The organism is Paenibacillus sonchi (assembly GCF_016772475.1).
In the GTDB taxonomy this organism is placed as follows: domain Bacteria; phylum Bacillota; class Bacilli; order Paenibacillales; family Paenibacillaceae; genus Paenibacillus_AQ; species Paenibacillus_AQ sonchi.
In genome coordinates this window covers 347,909-363,392 of sequence record NZ_CP068595.1, presented here as the reverse complement: position 1 = coordinate 363,392, position 15,484 = coordinate 347,909, and the positions used below count along the sequence as shown (strand labels likewise).

General features: G+C 50.7%; 10 protein-coding genes and 3 pseudogenes. 12 read left to right on the top strand and 1 reads right to left on the bottom strand.

The window, feature by feature from the left end; translation table 11 throughout:
* Positions 1–123 precede the first annotated feature (123 nt).
* The 9 genes and pseudogenes from JI735_RS01660 to JI735_RS01620 all read left to right on the top strand — a co-directional run bounded on the left by JI735_RS01660 (position 124) and on the right by JI735_RS01620 (position 11,423).
* A complete protein-coding gene (locus JI735_RS01660) occupies positions 124–2,823 on the top strand; it encodes a sensor histidine kinase (RefSeq protein WP_039835916.1) in 2,700 nt (899 codons plus the stop codon).
* Positions 2,816–3,523 (top strand): response regulator, encoded by a 708-nt coding sequence (locus JI735_RS01655; protein ID WP_039835915.1) that lies wholly within the window; start codon positions 2,816–2,818, stop codon positions 3,521–3,523. Before JI735_RS01660 ends, JI735_RS01655 begins: the two co-directional genes overlap by 8 nt.
* A 202-nt stretch (positions 3,524–3,725) precedes the next feature.
* Positions 3,726–4,061: a hypothetical protein gene (locus JI735_RS01650; protein ID WP_039835914.1), complete on the top strand. Its 336-nt coding sequence runs from the start codon at positions 3,726–3,728 to the stop codon at positions 4,059–4,061.
* Positions 4,062–4,092: 31 nt separating this feature from the next.
* Positions 4,093–4,491, top strand: coding sequence for a hypothetical protein (locus JI735_RS01645; protein WP_039835913.1), 399 nt, complete (start codon positions 4,093–4,095; stop codon positions 4,489–4,491).
* Between the two features lie 129 nt (positions 4,492–4,620).
* Positions 4,621–4,701 (top strand): K(+)-transporting ATPase subunit F, encoded by an 81-nt coding sequence (gene kdpF / locus JI735_RS37670; protein WP_039786108.1) that lies wholly within the window; start codon positions 4,621–4,623, stop codon positions 4,699–4,701.
* A gap of 32 nt (positions 4,702–4,733) precedes the next feature.
* Complete coding sequence (gene kdpA / locus JI735_RS01635; protein WP_039835921.1) at positions 4,734–6,401, top strand: potassium-transporting ATPase subunit KdpA; 1,668 nt, start codon at positions 4,734–4,736, stop codon at positions 6,399–6,401.
* 24 nt (positions 6,402–6,425) lie between these two features.
* Positions 6,426–8,452, top strand: a pseudogene (gene kdpB, locus JI735_RS01630) (potassium-transporting ATPase subunit KdpB).
* 16 nt (positions 8,453–8,468) lie between these two features.
* Positions 8,469–9,041, top strand: coding sequence for a potassium-transporting ATPase subunit KdpC (gene kdpC, locus JI735_RS01625; RefSeq protein ID WP_039835911.1), 573 nt, complete (start codon positions 8,469–8,471; stop codon positions 9,039–9,041).
* Between the two features lie 24 nt (positions 9,042–9,065).
* Entirely contained in the window at positions 9,066–11,423 is a 2,358-nt protein-coding gene (locus tag JI735_RS01620; RefSeq protein ID WP_039835920.1) for a histidine kinase, read from the top strand.
* Here JI735_RS01620 and JI735_RS01615 read toward each other — a convergent pair.
* Complete coding sequence (locus JI735_RS01615) at positions 11,383–12,537, bottom strand: MFS transporter (RefSeq protein WP_233476440.1); 1,155 nt, start codon at positions 12,535–12,537, stop codon at positions 11,383–11,385. The two genes, JI735_RS01620 and JI735_RS01615, sit on opposite strands and share 41 nt — an antisense overlap.
* Before the next feature lie 193 nt (positions 12,538–12,730).
* Here JI735_RS01615 and JI735_RS01610 point away from each other — a divergent pair, with 193 nt between their 5' ends.
* The 3 genes and pseudogenes from JI735_RS01610 to JI735_RS01600 all read left to right on the top strand — a co-directional run bounded on the left by JI735_RS01610 (position 12,731) and on the right by JI735_RS01600 (position 15,385).
* Positions 12,731–13,627 carry a helix-turn-helix domain-containing protein gene (locus JI735_RS01610; RefSeq protein ID WP_039835909.1) on the top strand — a complete coding sequence of 299 codons (897 nt, stop codon included), beginning with the start codon at positions 12,731–12,733 and terminating at the stop codon, positions 13,625–13,627.
* A gap of 46 nt (positions 13,628–13,673) precedes the next feature.
* Positions 13,674–14,376 (top strand): annotated as a pseudogene (locus JI735_RS01605) (response regulator transcription factor).
* Positions 14,373–15,385, top strand: a pseudogene (locus tag JI735_RS01600) (sensor histidine kinase). Before JI735_RS01605 ends, JI735_RS01600 begins: the two co-directional pseudogenes overlap by 4 nt.
* Positions 15,386–15,484: the final 99 nt, after the last annotated feature.

The following is a 15,484-nucleotide window of genomic DNA, read 5'->3' as shown; positions in this document are numbered from 1 at the left end:
GCGGATCTTAATGCAATCTTAATGCGGCAGCCAAAGTCATAATACGATGCTGATTTTGCACATGTTATACTAAGTAGATGAAGGCGTGTGCAACCAAAGTGATAAGCAGAAAGCGGGCAGGGGATGGAGATCAATCAGACCGGTGACGGTTCCATACTTGAACAGTTAACAGGCATGAAGACAGGACGACGAAGAGGAAGGCTGAAAATTTTTATTGGGTATGCGCCGGGTGCAGGAAAAACCTGTGCGATGCTGAAGGCGGCCCATGAGGAGCAAAAAGAGGGGACCGATGTGGTAGGCGGGTTTATAGAAACCCATGCCCGGCCGGATACTCTGGCTATGCTGGAAGGCCTGGAGCTTGTACCTCCAATAAAAATGTCCTATGAAGCTTCTGTCATTCCGGAATTTGACCTGGACCGTGCACTCCAGCGCAGCCCTGAGCTTATTTTGCTGGACGATTTGGCTCATGCGAACACGGCCGGATGCCGCCACAAAAAAAGATATCAGGACGTGGAGGAGCTTCTCCGCGCGGGAATTCATGTCTATACGACGATTAATGTCCAGCAGATTGAGAGCCTGACGGACATTGTCTACTCTATTACCGGTATGACTGTTCAGGAACGCATTCCGGATAGCGTATTCGATAGTGCGGATCAGGTGGAATTGGTTGATATTGAACCTAATGACTTAATAGACCGTTTGAATAAAGGGAAAATTTATCGTGACAATGCTGATGAACAGGCAATAGGGCAGTTGTTCACCAAGGAGAAGCTGACGGCGCTGCGTGAAATTGCTCTGCGCAATACGGCAAGCCAGCTAAACCGGATCGCCATACAAATTAGTGAACAGGCGAAGAAAAATGATTATGATACCAAAGATCATATTTTGGTCTGCCTATCCTCGGCCGCTTCCAATAAGAAAGTGATCAGGGCGGCTGCGAGAATGGCTGAAGCCTTCCATGGACAGTTTACGGCACTTTTTGTAGAAACACCGCAAACCCAAAAATTAACCCAAAAAAACAAAACCGAGCTGAGGGATAATTTAAGGCTGGCTGAGCAAATGGGGGCGAATATCGCGACGGTGTATGGAGAGGATGTTCCGGGACAGATCGCGGAATATGCCAAAACAAGCCGGGTTTCCAAAATTGTCCTCGGCCGCTCTCCCTTTAAAAAGAGAGGGTATGCTAAATCTAATCTCGTAGATAAGCTCACCACTCTGCTTCCCAATATTGAAATCTATATTATTCCCTATACTCAACCCTCTTTTTACAAAAGATTACCTCTATACGCGAGATATCCCAAGCTGTCGCTGGCAGATACCAACAAGACGATTGCCATTCTAGTGGTCTGCACCCTGATCGGCATCTGGTTTCGCTATCTGGGGTTTCTGGAATCCAATATTATTACTGTATATATTCTGGGGGTTCTGTTAAGCGCAATTGTGACCAAGGGAAGGGTGTACAGCGCCGTTTCTTCGGTGATGAGTGTGCTTGTGTTCAATTACTTTTTTACCGAGCCTTACTATTCTCTGAATGCGTATGAAGCAGGGTATCCGGTTACTTTTCTGGTGATGCTGGCGGCCTCGTTCATAACCAGTACACTGACCATGCGGGTAAGCGAGCAGGCCCGTCAATCCGCACAAAAAGCCTACCGGACGGAGGTTCTTCTGGAAACCAGCCGGAAGCTGCAGCAGGCGAAGGATTCCCCGGCGATCATTGATGAAATGGCCCATCAGATGGTTAAGCTGCTGGACAGGACGGTTATTTTTTATTCGGTTCAGGAAGGCGCATTGAGCACACCGCTGATTTTTCCAAAGGAAGGCTCTGAAGTTGATCCGCATACGTACACGGGCAGCAATGAACGTGCCGTTGCAGATTGGGTATTGAAGAACAACAAGCGTGCGGGAGCGACCACGGATACATTTTTTGGCGCAAATTGCCTGTATCATGCTGTGCGCGGAGGCGACACGGTTTTTGCAGTGGCCGCTATTGTGATGGAGCAGGAAGAGCCATTAGAGGTTTTTGAGAAGGGCCTGATGATTGCCATGCTGGGAGAATGTGCACTTGCGCTGGAAAAAGAAAAACTGAACGAAAAACAAAAAGAAATTTCCATGCAAATTCAGCAGGAGCATCTGCGTGCCAATCTGCTCCGCTCGATCTCTCATGATCTGCGGACCCCCCTTACCAGCATCTCGGGGAACGCAGGAATTCTGGTGGGAAATTCCGGGGTCCTTAGCGAGGAACAGAAAAAAGGACTGTACACGGATATTTATGATGACTCTATCTGGCTGATTCATTTGGTGGAAAATTTGCTGTCGATCAGCCGGATTGAAAATGGCACACTGAATCTTAATTTTCAGGCAGAATTAATGGAGGAGGTGATCTCCGAAGCACTCCTTCACGTGAACCGCAACAGTGAGAAGCATGTGATTCACACGAAACTCGATGATGAGCTTCTTATGGCCCGGATGGATTCCCGGCTGATTGTGCAGGTTCTGATCAATATTGTGGATAACGCCATTAAGTATACCCAACAGGGTTCCCACATTACGGTTTCGGCCAGACAGGACGGGCATCGGGTCATTGTGGAAATCTCCGATGATGGTCCGGGTATTTCTGAGGAAGCCAAGGCCAGGCTGTTTGAGATGTTTTATACAGCGGATAACATTCGCGGGGATGGCCGCCGTGGCCTGGGCCTGGGGCTGTCTTTGTGCAAGTCCATTGTGAATGCCCATGGAGGGACGATAGGCGTGAGGGATAATGTCCCCAAAGGCACGGTATTTTATTTCACCCTGCACGCTGAGGAGGTCAATGTTCATGAATAAGCCTTTAATTCTTGTCGTGGAGGACGACAAGCCCATCCGCAAGCTGATTACAACCACGCTGGAGACCCAAGGGTATAAATATCATACGGCTGAGACGGGCGAAGCCTCCATATTAGAAGCGGTATCCAGCCAGCCGGAGCTGATGATCCTCGACTTGGGGTTGCCGGATATGGATGGTGTGGACATCATTAAAAAGATCCGCACATGGTCGAATTTGCCGATTATCGTGGTCAGTGCACGCAGCGAAGACCGGGACAAAATAGAGGCGCTGGATGCGGGGGCGGATGATTATCTGACCAAGCCCTTCAGTGTGGAGGAACTGCTGGCCAGACTGCGGGTCAGTCTGCGGAGAATCCGGTACGACAGTGACAAGCTTCTCAAGGATGCATCCAGCTTCGTCAACGGAAACCTGAGGATTGATTATGCCGCCGGATGCGTATGGATCGGTGAAGAAGAAATCCATCTGACCCCAAGTGAATACAAGCTTCTGTGTCTGCTGGCCAAAAATGTAGGCAAGGTGCTGACCCATAATTATATCCTGCATGAAATTTGGGGCAGTCCTACCGTGGATATCCCTTCCTTGCGGGTATTTATGGCAACCTTAAGGAAAAAAATCGAAAAAACCCCCGCGCAATTCAAGTATATTCAAACACATATCGGAATTGGCTACCGGATGCTTCAAGTCGGTGACGATAGCTGACCGGTTTTAATTTAACCTGCGTGATCAACCATGCCCTTTTGAGGGCATGGTTTTTTGGCGTTCCACTTCCCATTTGAATCTTTAGATGATCTTAATACCTCCAAGAAAACCCTAACCCTAAACTTATGGCGGAAGTGTTACTCTGAATCTCGGAAGCAAAAGCATAAGTCGGGCTGGCGGATCAGGAAAGAGGTGGTGGGGGATGGAAGGATTGTTAAGAAACACGGGGCTGATCTCAATTCTGCTGGTGGTGCTGTATTCGATAAAAAAACTATACGATGTTGCCGACATGCGGAAGGCGGGAGTGCAAGGCTGCTATGAAAATAAAGACATTTATAAAGCGGCCCGAAAGTTCGCCCAGGGAGCGCCCGAGGACGAGGTTAGAGAAATCCTGTCAGGCAGCTATGAGCTGGACGGCAGGCAAATCGGGCAGACGATGCTGCTGGCGCTGGCTTCCCGGCAGGATAGGGATGGAGGTTATGCAGCCTTCCTCAAGGCTGTGAACCAGGTGCTGGGCGAAGACAGATACTACGTTTGACAAGGGGTTAACCTCAGAAAGAAGGGAAATGATGGGCCAGAATGCCATGGTATTGGTGTTCGCTCCTAACCCGGCCGGAGAACAGTTTGTACTAACGCTAAGTGAGGAGAACAAGTCGTTTGCTGCTCTGGCATGCAGTCCGGGTGAACGAGAACGCCTGCAAGAATTGGGAGTATTGAATGTTATTGATGCAGACATTAAAAAGAAGCAGTTAGGGCAGCTGCCAATAAATGAGTTCACCGCAGTGTATTTTTTTGAAGAAGCACTCGGCCCATGCTGTGAGTTGCTTGAGCTCATCCGCCAATGGACACACGGAACCATTTACATCATCACGAAAAATCATTACCCGCAACTCATTTATAAGGCACTGGGTGCAGATTTCGTGATTCGAACGACCAGCAATAACCATTCTTTTTTGCTGGATAAATGAAAATTTCAGAAGGAGGTCTATACACATGTTGGACATTTATATGATTGCCGCACTAATCATACTCACCCTGCTCATGGTCGGGCTGGCGCAATGGGCTTCCGGAACCATCGATAAAGGGAGTGACCAAGGATGATGTGGGTACTGGGAATAATCGTAGCAGCTCTCTTTGTGTATTTAACTTACGCGCTGATTAATCCGGAAAAATTCTAGTAACGATTTCAGGAGGGATTTAAGTGACCATGATTTCTTATATCGCAATTGCTATAACCTTATTGCTCTCCTTGCTGCTTGCCCGTCCTGCGGGACTGTATATGGCTCAAGTCTTCAATTATGAGCGAACAGGGCTGGACCGCTGGTTCGGCTGGCTGGAGAAACCGATTTATGCGATTGGCGGAATACGTAAGGAGAACTATAACTGGAAGCAATACGCTCTGGCTGCGGTCCTCAGCAATGCAGTGATGATGCTGCTGGTCTATCTGATTTTCAGGTTTCAGGGTGCGCTGCCGTTAAATCCAAGCGGGATTGCTTCGATGGAGCCGACACTTGCTTTTAATACGGTAATCAGCTTTATGGCAAATACTAATCTTCAGCATTACAGCGGCGAAAGCGGGCTATCCTATCTGTCGCAAATGCTGGCTATCGTATTTATGATGTTTACCTCCCCCGCTACCGGGCTTGCTGTGGGAATCGCCATTATCCGCGGTTTGACCGGGAAACCCCTGGGGAACTTCTTCGTGGATATGGTCCGGGCAATCACCCGGATTCTGCTGCCGATCTGTTTTGTCCTGGCATTTGTTTTCGTGGCTCTTGGTGTGCCCCAAACGCTGGAGCCTACTGCTCTGGGCCATACGCTGGAAGGTGTGACACAAGAGATCGCGCGCGGTCCTGTAGCCTCTTTCCTGTCCATTAAAGAGCTGGGCAACAACGGCGGCGGATTCTTTGGTGTCAATTCTGCCCATCCTTTCGAAAATCCGGATGCGGTCAGCAACCTGCTGCAAATTCTGCTCATGCTGCTGCTGGGTACGGGGCTTCCTTTTACCTACGGGAAAATGGTCGGCAATAAAAAACAGGGCCGGGTGCTGTTCGTATCGATGGCCATGATGTTCATAGTCTTCCTGGGGATTTCGCTGGCGAGTGAAAATGCAGGAAATCCGGCCGTCAACGCTCTGGGGATTCAGCATCAGCAAGGCTCCATGGAAGGGAAGGAGGCCAGGTTCGGCGTTGCCCAGTCTGCCCTGTACTCGGTTGTTACGACAGCATCAGAGACAGGAGCGGTCAATACGATGCATGATACGCTGACGCCTATAGGCGGATTGATTACGATCGGCAATATGATGCTGAATACAGTATTTGGCGGTGTCGGGGTAGGCTTTGTTAACGTGCTAATGTATACGATGATTGCCGTATTTCTATCGGGTCTGATGGTAGGACGAACACCGGAGTTTCTTGGTAAAAAAATAGAAGGTAAGGAAATGAAGCTGATTGCAGTCACGCTGATTATCAATCCGATGCTTATTCTGCTGCCTACGGCCCTGGCGCTGCTCACCCAGTCCGATACCCTTTCGAATCCCGGCTTTCACGGGCTGACACAGGCGCTGTATGAATTCACTTCCGCTGCCGCCAACAATGGCTCCGGTTTTGAGGGGCTTGGCGATGCAACGCCGTTCTGGAATATCTCCACCGGAATTGTGATGTTCCTTGGCCGGTATTTCTCCATCATTGCGATGCTGGCTGTAGCCGGTTCACTGGCAGCCAAGAAAACTGTACCGGAAACCTCAGGGACGTTCCGTACGGACAAGGCTCTGTTTGGTACTGTTTTTCTGGGTACGGTACTGATTGTCGGGGCATTGACATTCTTTCCGGCGCTTGCACTGGGACCGATTGCTGAATTCTTGACGCTGAAACCTTAGAGGCTATGGATGGAGGAAAGAAAAATGAGTACAAAGAAAAGTGCAATCAATAAAGATATCGTCATTCAGGCTGCCAAGCAGGCGTTTATTAAGCTGGACCCGCGCATTATGCTGCGCAATCCGATCATGTTTGTGGTGGAGATCGGCTTCATCATTACCTTATTTCTTGTATTTGTGCCTGATGCATTTGGCGGGGATGTCTCCACGGGCTTTAATCTTGCGGTAGCGTTCATTTTGCTGTTCACGGTACTCTTTGCCAACTTTGCGGAAGCACTGGCTGAAGGCCGGGGCAAGGCGCAAGCTGATTCCCTCAAAAAATCAAAAAAAGAGATCACCGCAAACAAGGTGAGCGGAAGCTCGGTCAAAGAAGTGCCTTCCACGGAACTGCGCAAAGGCGATGTTGTTATTGTGGCCCAGGGTGAAATGATTCCGGGTGACGGGGAAGTTATTGAGGGCCTGGCCTCGGTCGATGAATCGGCCATTACGGGCGAATCTGCTCCGGTGATCAAAGAGGCTGGCGGTGACTTCAGCTCTGTAACCGGAGGAACCAAGGTAATCAGCGACCGGATTAAGGTCCGCATTACCAGTGATCCCGGAGAGTCTTTTCTGGACCGGATGATTTCTCTGGTGGAAGGGGCCAAACGTCAAAAAACACCAAACGAGATTGCGCTAAATACCGTGCTGGTCAGTCTGACGATTATTTTCCTGATTGTAGTCATTACGCTGCCTTTCTTTGCCGATTATCTGGATATCCGCCTGGAAGTTCCTGTGCTGATTGCCCTGCTGGTCTGCCTGATTCCCACCACCATCGGAGGGTTGCTGTCGGCCATCGGTATTGCCGGAATGGACCGGGTCACACAGTTCAATGTATTGGCTATGTCCGGTAAAGCGGTGGAAGCATCCGGGGATATCAACACGATCATTCTTGATAAAACAGGGACCATTACTTACGGAAACCGCATGGCCAGTGAATTTATCCCGGTAGGCAAGCACTCCCTGCAGGATGTGGCGGCTTGGGCAGCCTTAAGTTCAGTTCGCGATGAGACGCCTGAGGGGCGGTCTGTGCTGGAGCTGCTGAAGAATCAGAATCTGTCTTTTCAGGAGTCCGTTGCTGATGGTGCGGAATTCGTGGAGTTCAAGGCGGAGACCCGCATGAGCGGCATTGACCTGCCGGATGGACGCCATATCCGCAAGGGGGCGGTAGATGCGGTAAAGCAATGGGTCGCCGGCCAGGGCGGGATCATCCCGGACGATTTGCAGGCTAACAGCAACGCTATTGCGTCGGCGGGGGAACACCGCTTGCTGTCGCGGTCGATCAGACGATATACGGCCTCATTTACCTGAAGGATACTGTAAAACCAGGGATGCGGGAACGGTTCGAGCAGATGCGGAAGATGGGAATCAAGACGATTATGTGTACGGGGGACAATCCACTGACAGCTGCGACTATAGCCGCTGAGGCTGGAGTGGACGATTTCATCGCCGAAAGCAAACCGGAAGATAAAATTGCAGTTATCCGCCGTGAACAAGCGGAAGGCAAGCTGGTAGCCATGACCGGTGACGGCACTAATGATGCTCCTGCCTTGGCCCAGGCCGATGTGGGGATTGCCATGAACAGCGGAACGGTTGCTGCCAAGGAGGCCGCCAACATGGTGGACCTTGACTCCGATCCTTCCAAAATTATTGAAGTGGTCTCTATCGGCAAGCAGCTGCTGATGACCCGCGGAGCATTAACTACATTCAGTATTGCGAATGATATCGCCAAATATTTTGCGATTATTCCAGCGATGTTCATGGTGGCGATTCCTGAAATGGAAGTCTTGAATGTGATGAGACTGCATTCCCCTCTGTCTGCCATCCTTTCGGCCTTGATCTTTAATGCGGTGATTATTCCGCTGCTGATTCCGCTGGCGATGAAAGGGGTAGCTTATAAGCCGATGAGCTCGTCACAGCTTCTGAGCCGCAACCTGATTATTTATGGCTTGGGCGGTGTGATTGTCCCGTTTGCCGGCATTAAGCTGATAGACTTGGTTGTCCAATTCTGGGTATAGAGAGGATGAATGCGGTATGAAGACTATCGCTGTTTCAATAAGAACAACTGTCGCACTCATGATTATTATTCTGGCGTATCAGCTGGTTGTGACGGGAATTGCCCAGGCAGTCATGCCGGATAAGGCGGATGGAAGCCTGATCTATAATGATAAACATGAAGTCATTGGCTCCAAATGGATCGGACAGAATTTCACGTCCCCGGGTTACTTCCATGGCCGGATCTCTAGTATTGAATATAACGCGGTTTCCTCAGGTACGCCGAACTATGCACCTTCCAATCCGGATATGCTTGAACGCACGAAGGCGTCAGTAGAGGCCTGGAAGTCGGAGAACCCCGGGATTCCCGTGTCTGAATTGCCGGTGGATCTGATCACCAATTCCGGCTCCGGATTAGATCCGCACATCAGTGTGGAGGCGGCGCAGGTTCAAATCCCGCGTATCAGCCGAAGCACTGGCATACCTGAAGAACAATTGAAGGAATTGGTAGCCAAGCATACCCAGGAAAGAGAACTAGGAGTCTTGGGAGAGCGGGTTGTCAATGTGCTCCTGCTCAACATCGATGTGCAGAAGACGGTGAATGGAAAATAAATCGGAACGTGAGGAATGGACAAGGTGGAAAACTTCAAGCGGAAAAGTCCGGAGGAAATCTTGTTATCCATCTCCAAGCTGCATCGCGGACGGTTGAAAATTTTTATTGGTGCAGTAAGCGGGTCGGGCAAAACCTATCATATGCTGCGGGAAGGAACAGCGCTCCAGCAGCAGGGAATAGATGTCGTCATCTGTGCGGTATCCACGCTCCAGCGTCCTGAAACGATTGAACAAATCGGGCAGCTCGAACGGATCCCGAGCATTCATTGGGTCCACGACGGCACGGAAAAAAAGGATCTGAATGTGGAAGCCTTAATCCAGCGGAATCCGGAGGTGGTGCTGGTGGATGGCCTGGCGCACCGGAACCGTCCAGATGCGGTGCATAAGACCAGACTGGAAGATATCCACTTTCTGCTGGGTCACGGAATCAGTGTAATGACTACGGTAAACGTATATGAGCTGGAAGGCGTAAGGGAACTGGCCCAGAAATATATGGGGATTGAGGTGGAGGAGACTGTCTCTGCCCATACACTGGAGCTTGCAGATGAAATCCGTCTGATTGATGTAACGCCTGAAACGCTGCTCCAGCGTGTCTCGGAAGGGCATGTGCGCAACAGCAAAACCGCCGCACTGTTTCAGCGGGGAACGCTGGGGGTGCTGCGCGAGCTGGCTCTGCGGCTTGTGGCGGAAGGGGTGAATGACTCCCTGGAGAAGCACCGTGAGCAGATGGGAATGCTCGGTCCGTCCGGCGCGGCGGAACGCATCCTGGTCTCCACCCAATATCACTGGAACGGCTCGATTTATGTCCGGCGCGGCCAGCAGGTGGCGAAACGGCTGAACGGTGAACTCATTATCATTACCTTTACGAACCCAAAACGTCCGCTGACGAAAGAGCAGGCAGCTTTTAAGGAGTCGCTCGTTAAGCTTGTCCGGAAGGTCGGGGCAGCGTTCGAAGAACTGCCTTTCCATTCCCGGAGAAGATTGCCGGAGCGGCTGATCCAGTATGCGCTTGAACATAATGTTACCAGGATTATGCTGGGCCATTCCCGGCAGTCGAGGTGGCAGGAGTTCTGGCAAGGCTCTGTTGTCAATGACATCATCCGGAAGTCCAGGAATATGGATATCTTCATGGTTGCCGACCGGGCGGAGCACCAAGGGGAGCGGATCCTGCCCGCAAAACTGGCCGTTCCCGCGGATAACCCGCTGTATCACCGGTTAAGCTCACGGGAAGTAGACGAAAAAATCGGGCGGATCCGGCGGGGGCGGTTCAAGGTCTTTATTGGTGCGGCACCCGGAGTAGGCAAAACCTATACCATGCTGCGGGAAGGCAATCATCTGCTCAAGAAGGGAGTGGATGTTGTTATCGGCCTGCTGGAAACGCACGGCCGGCAGGAAACGGGCCAGCAGGTGGCTGAACTGCCGCTTATCGAACGGGCAAAAATCAAATATTCAGAAACTGTGCTGGAGGAAATGGATACCGGGGCCATCCTGAGGCGCAACCCTGAAGTAGTACTGGTCGATGAGCTGGCTCACACTAACGTTCCCGGGAGCAAGTACAAAAAGCGTTATGAAGATGTAATGGAAATTCTGAACGCGGGCATTTCCGTGATTTCAACCGTCAATGTGCAGCATCTGGAAAGCTTGAATGATGCGGTGGCCCAAATCACCGGGGTTCGTGTGAGGGAAACCGTCCCGGATTCCATTCTCCGGCTGGCGGATGAGGTGGAGCTTATCGATGTGGCGCCACAGGCGCTGCAAGCCCGCATGAAGGACGGGAAGATTTATGCCCGGGAAAAAATCGATCAAGCGCTGGACAACTTTTTTAAAATAGGGAATTTGATTGCCTTGAGAGAGCTGTCGCTCCGGGAAATTGCCGATGACGTAGATGAACGGCTGGAGGCATGGGAACGTGTCAGCTCTCTGCGCGGGCCCTGGAATAAGCAGGAGGTTATTTTTGTCTGTGTGAAGCTTAGCCAGAGTGCCGGGAAACTAATCCGCCGGGGATTCAGGACGGCTTTCCGGTTGAAGGCGGATTGGATTGTTGCTTATGTACATTCAGCGAAAGAACTGACCGAGGACGAGCTGAAAATGAAAGCGAGCATTGAAAACCTGACCCTTCGGCTGGGCGGAAAATTTGAAATGATCTCCTCATCAGGGCCTTCATCAAGGCTTGCGGAGGTCATTCAGGCGAAAGCTGACGAACACCATGCCACCCAGCTTATTATCGGCCAATGTGACCGACCGGCATGGAAGCGGTTATGGGAAGGCACGATCATCAAAAAACTGCTGCGCACCGCAAGGCATATGGATATTCTGATTGTTGCCAACTACGATCCTCACATCAAGCGGGATATTCTTCCTGAGGCTTCTGCGCATGAGTAATGCTGCCGTGCCTGGACTTGGCTATGCCAATCAGCCCTGCACCGGTGATCGTGATGGCGCATAACAAGGCAAAGACGGGAAATCCGGCCTGTACTCCGAAATGGCCCAGCAGGCGGGTTCCTGCTAATGGCCCGGCGATGGTCCCCGCCTTGATCAATTCCGAGCAGCCGAAATACAGGCCTTTGACCTCTGCTCTGGCCAGCTCATCCACCAAGGCATCGAAGCGGGCGCCGATCAGCAGCTCTCCCACACTGAAGAGGACGATAAATGCAAGGAGCGGCAGCACAGCAGGCGGTAAGATAAAGGGCAAAAAGCTTAGGCCGATCAGCAAATTGCTGACAAGCACGACGGTAAAGGGATTCCAGCCGGAGATCCAGCGCAGCAGCACAAATTGGGCAGCGAGGATGATCAGGGCATTGGCAGATAGAAGGGTGGAGTACAGTTGAACGCCATTCGTTAAAGCACTGGTGTTAGCCAGATACTGCGAAACGGTTGCATTCAGCTGGGAATAACCGAAGAAAGAGAAGCTCATGCCGGCCAGCAGCAGAAGGAAAACATGATCTTTGCGGATTATGGTGAAGGCTCGCGGGCGGGGGAGCGGTACGGGCGGCGAAGCTGGTGCTCCGGCCGGCATATCCCGGAAGAAAAACCGGGTTGATACCCCATATAGAATATACAGAATGCCTAGGATCACGTAGGGAAACAGTGTCAGCTTCATATTGAAGAGCAAACTTAGGAGGGGGCCGATAAAAGCTCCCAGATTAATCGCGGAATATCTCAGGTTGAATACCAGCAGCCGGTTGTCCGGGGCGGTTTGGGCAGACAGCACTTTTTTGCTGGCAGGCTCAAAGATAGAATAGCACAAGCCGTTAAGGCCGCTAAGCAGAAGAAAATGCCAGAAGCTGCCGGCAAAATAAAACAGGATGAAGGCGGAACCCCAGACAAGCGGGATTCCGCCTATTATTTTTTTCAAGGAGAGCTTATCAGCAAGCCTCCCGCCAAAACTGCCGAACAACACATTGATGAGCGGATTAATGCTGAGAATATAGCCGGTGTGGAGGAGGGAAATATCCTTTTGAGTCGTCAGAAATATGGCCAGAAAAGGAGTGCTCATAAAGAGTGCCGTTCTGGTGAAAAGCGTTCCAAGCAAGATATTCCATACTTTGCTGTTCAGTTTCCGGTTTGCCGGATTGTTCATACCGATCCTTCTTCCTGTAATGTATTTTTCATTGGCTCGAATGTAGCATACAATGAAAAATAGGTAAGGAAATTGTGCTGTATACTCACATTTGCGGGAGTGAAGTGAAATGGGAAGGGTTCTGGGGGAGACGGTTAAGCGGATTCGAAAGTCTAAAGGGATGAATCAGTCGGACCTGGCAGGGGGAATTATGAGCCGTTCCAATCTGTCACGTTTTGAAGGAGGAAAGTATTTCCCCGGTTACGACAAGCTGATTCTGATTCTGGACAAGCTCGAAATGTCTCTGGAGGAGCTGTTATTCTTGCATCATGACTATGCCCAGCCGGTCAAACGGACACTCCACCTGACCCTCGTTGAAGCGGGGAACCGTTACGAATTCGAGAAGGTCAGGGACGTCAGCTATGAATGCCATATGTTGTATAAGACTACGCGGACGGAAGCTTTTTACCATCTGTATTTGCTTGGACAGGGACTGCTGATTCAGTATGGCCACGGGGATCAAATCAGGCAACTGAGCGAGATTGCCGATTACATCAAACCCTATCTGCTTGGGGTAGATACCTGGTATCTGTATGAATTCAAGCTGCTTAACAACTTTTTGTTCACACTGAACAGTGACGATGCCATCTTTTTTGGACTGAGAGCTGTGCAGGAATTTAATAAATATCATTGCTTTGCCGAGAGCAGAACCATCCAGCAGCATTTGCTCCAGAACATCTCCAATATCTGCCTGGCGGAGCGGAATTATGAGAAAAGCCTGTTTTTTCTTACAAAGGCTCTGCCTTTGGCGGATAAAACCAATCTGCTCTACGACAAGATCGTGACCTTAGTGTTATATGAAATCACTGTAATCTGCCTGAAGCAAAGTCAGGACACGTCAAAATTATGCAGCTATTTGTCCATTCTGCAGCAGCTTGATTTCATGGACAGCTATCATGCTCTTATGGATGTGTGCCGTAAGCATCTTTCTATGGGCCTGCCGCCGGTAAGCTTACATATGCTATAGTTTGTTATATATTTACACAGATGAACGAGACAAGGAGAGCGTGAATATGTTCAGAATCATGATTGTGGAAGATGATCCGAAGATTGCGGACCTCCTGCTGTCAGCGGTTAAAAAGTACGGATATGATGTGGTAAAGGTCGAGGATTTTGCTCAGGTGCTCCAGGAATTTGAACAGATAAGACCGGAGCTGGTTCTGCTTGATGTGAATCTGCCCAGCTATGACGGCTATTACTGGTGCCGGCAAATCCGCAATATCTCTACTTGCCCTGTGCTGTTCATCTCCGCGCGGGACGGTGAGATGGACCAGATCATGGCGCTGGAAAACGGGGGATGATTATATCACCAAGCCGTTCCATTCAGGGATTGTGCTCGCCAAAATCCACAGCCACCTCCGCCGGGCTTACGGGGAGTATGCGGCCAAGCGTGAGGAGCTGATGCTGGAGAAGGAAGGGCTGGTCCTGTATCCTGAAAGGCTCGAATTGCTGTATGGACAGGCGGTCGTGGCCCTCACCAGAAAGGAATCAGATCTTATAGAGAGTCTTATGGAGCGTTATCCAAGGGTGGCCAGCCGGGAGGCCCTGCTGGAGAAGCTGTGGGACCCGCAGGCTTTTGTGGATGAGAACACGCTTAATGTGAATATTGCACGGGTCCGGAAGAAATTTCAGGAGCTTGGGATTGAAGATGCCGTGCTTACTGTCAGAGGTTCAGGATACCGGCTGAACATCAGCTGGGCAGAGGCTACGCCATGAAGCTGTTTATCCGTGAGCATGCGTTGCTGTTCGCTGTTCAGATCGTGCAATTCGGCGCAATGTTGTCGATTTACTGGCTTGACGGCTATCGCAATCTTCCGACCGCGCTCTATTCAGTCTTTATTGGTTTCTTCTTTCTCAGCTGCTACTTGATCTATCAATATCTTAGCAGGCGCCGCTATTATCTTCGCCTCAGCAGACCTCTTGAGACGCTGGACGAATCCTTTCAGAAGATTGAGAATAACCCCGTTTCCAAAGCGCTGGAGCTGTTGCTGCACACACAATACCGCCACTATCAGCAGCAGCTGACTGCGGTGAAGCTGCAGCAGGAGCAGCACTTAACCTTTATTGACCAATGGGTGCATCAGATGAAAACACCGCTGTCGGTGATTGAGCTGACTGTACAGAATATGGACGAGCCCGAGTTTGCCAGTATCCGTGAGGAGCTGGAGCGTATGCGCGGCGGTCTGCATACCGTTCTGTATATGGCCAGGCTGCGGGCTTTTGAAAAGGATTTTCACATCAAGCCTGTCGTCCTGCCGAAGCTTGTGGGCGAGGTCGTCCATGATCACAAACGGCTCTTCATCCGCAATCATATCTTTCCCGAGGTAAAGGCCGCCTCTCCCGGAATTACCGCCCAGACCGATGAGAAATGGCTGTTCTTTATGCTGTCGCAAATTATCAACAATGCCATCAAATATTCAGCAGCAAAAAATACGGGGGCGGCCAGAAGATTAATGTATCCTGTTATCTCAGGGGAGCGGATGCAGTCATTGAGGTTAAGGACCAGGGGATCGGCATTCAGAAGTCTGATCTCAAACGGGTATTTGACCCCTTTTTCACCGGCGACAACGGGCGCGGACTGCGGGAGTCTACGGGAATGGGGCTGTATTTGACGAAGGAGTCTGCCGACCGTCTCGGGCACCGGCTTGAGCTGGAATCGGCGGTTGGCGAGGGAACGGTGCTGCGGATTATTTTGGCGGCGAATCCTTTGCTTACAAGCGTGTAATAAAAGTGAAACCTAAATCGATAGTTGATGTGCTGCCGTCTCCGGTATATTGGTTACAGAACCAATGCTGTGCATACCAAGAAAGGGGCGTAAAGCCAT

Coding starts and splice junctions, on each gene's coding strand:
- JI735_RS01660 (WP_039835916.1), top strand. CDS start 124: ATGGAGATCAATCAGACCGGTGACGGTTCCATACTTGAACAGTTAACA.
- JI735_RS01655 (WP_039835915.1), top strand. CDS start 2,816: ATGAATAAGCCTTTAATTCTTGTCGTGGAGGACGACAAGCCCATCCGC.
- JI735_RS01650 (WP_039835914.1), top strand. CDS start 3,726: ATGGAAGGATTGTTAAGAAACACGGGGCTGATCTCAATTCTGCTGGTG.
- JI735_RS01645 (WP_039835913.1), top strand. CDS start 4,093: ATGGGCCAGAATGCCATGGTATTGGTGTTCGCTCCTAACCCGGCCGGA.
- kdpF (WP_039786108.1), top strand. CDS start 4,621: ATGATGTGGGTACTGGGAATAATCGTAGCAGCTCTCTTTGTGTATTTA.
- kdpC (WP_039835911.1), top strand. CDS start 8,469: ATGAAGACTATCGCTGTTTCAATAAGAACAACTGTCGCACTCATGATT.
- JI735_RS01615 (WP_233476440.1), bottom strand. CDS start 12,537: ATGAGCACTCCTTTTCTGGCCATATTTCTGACGACTCAAAAGGATATT.
- JI735_RS01610 (WP_039835909.1), top strand. CDS start 12,731: ATGGGAAGGGTTCTGGGGGAGACGGTTAAGCGGATTCGAAAGTCTAAA.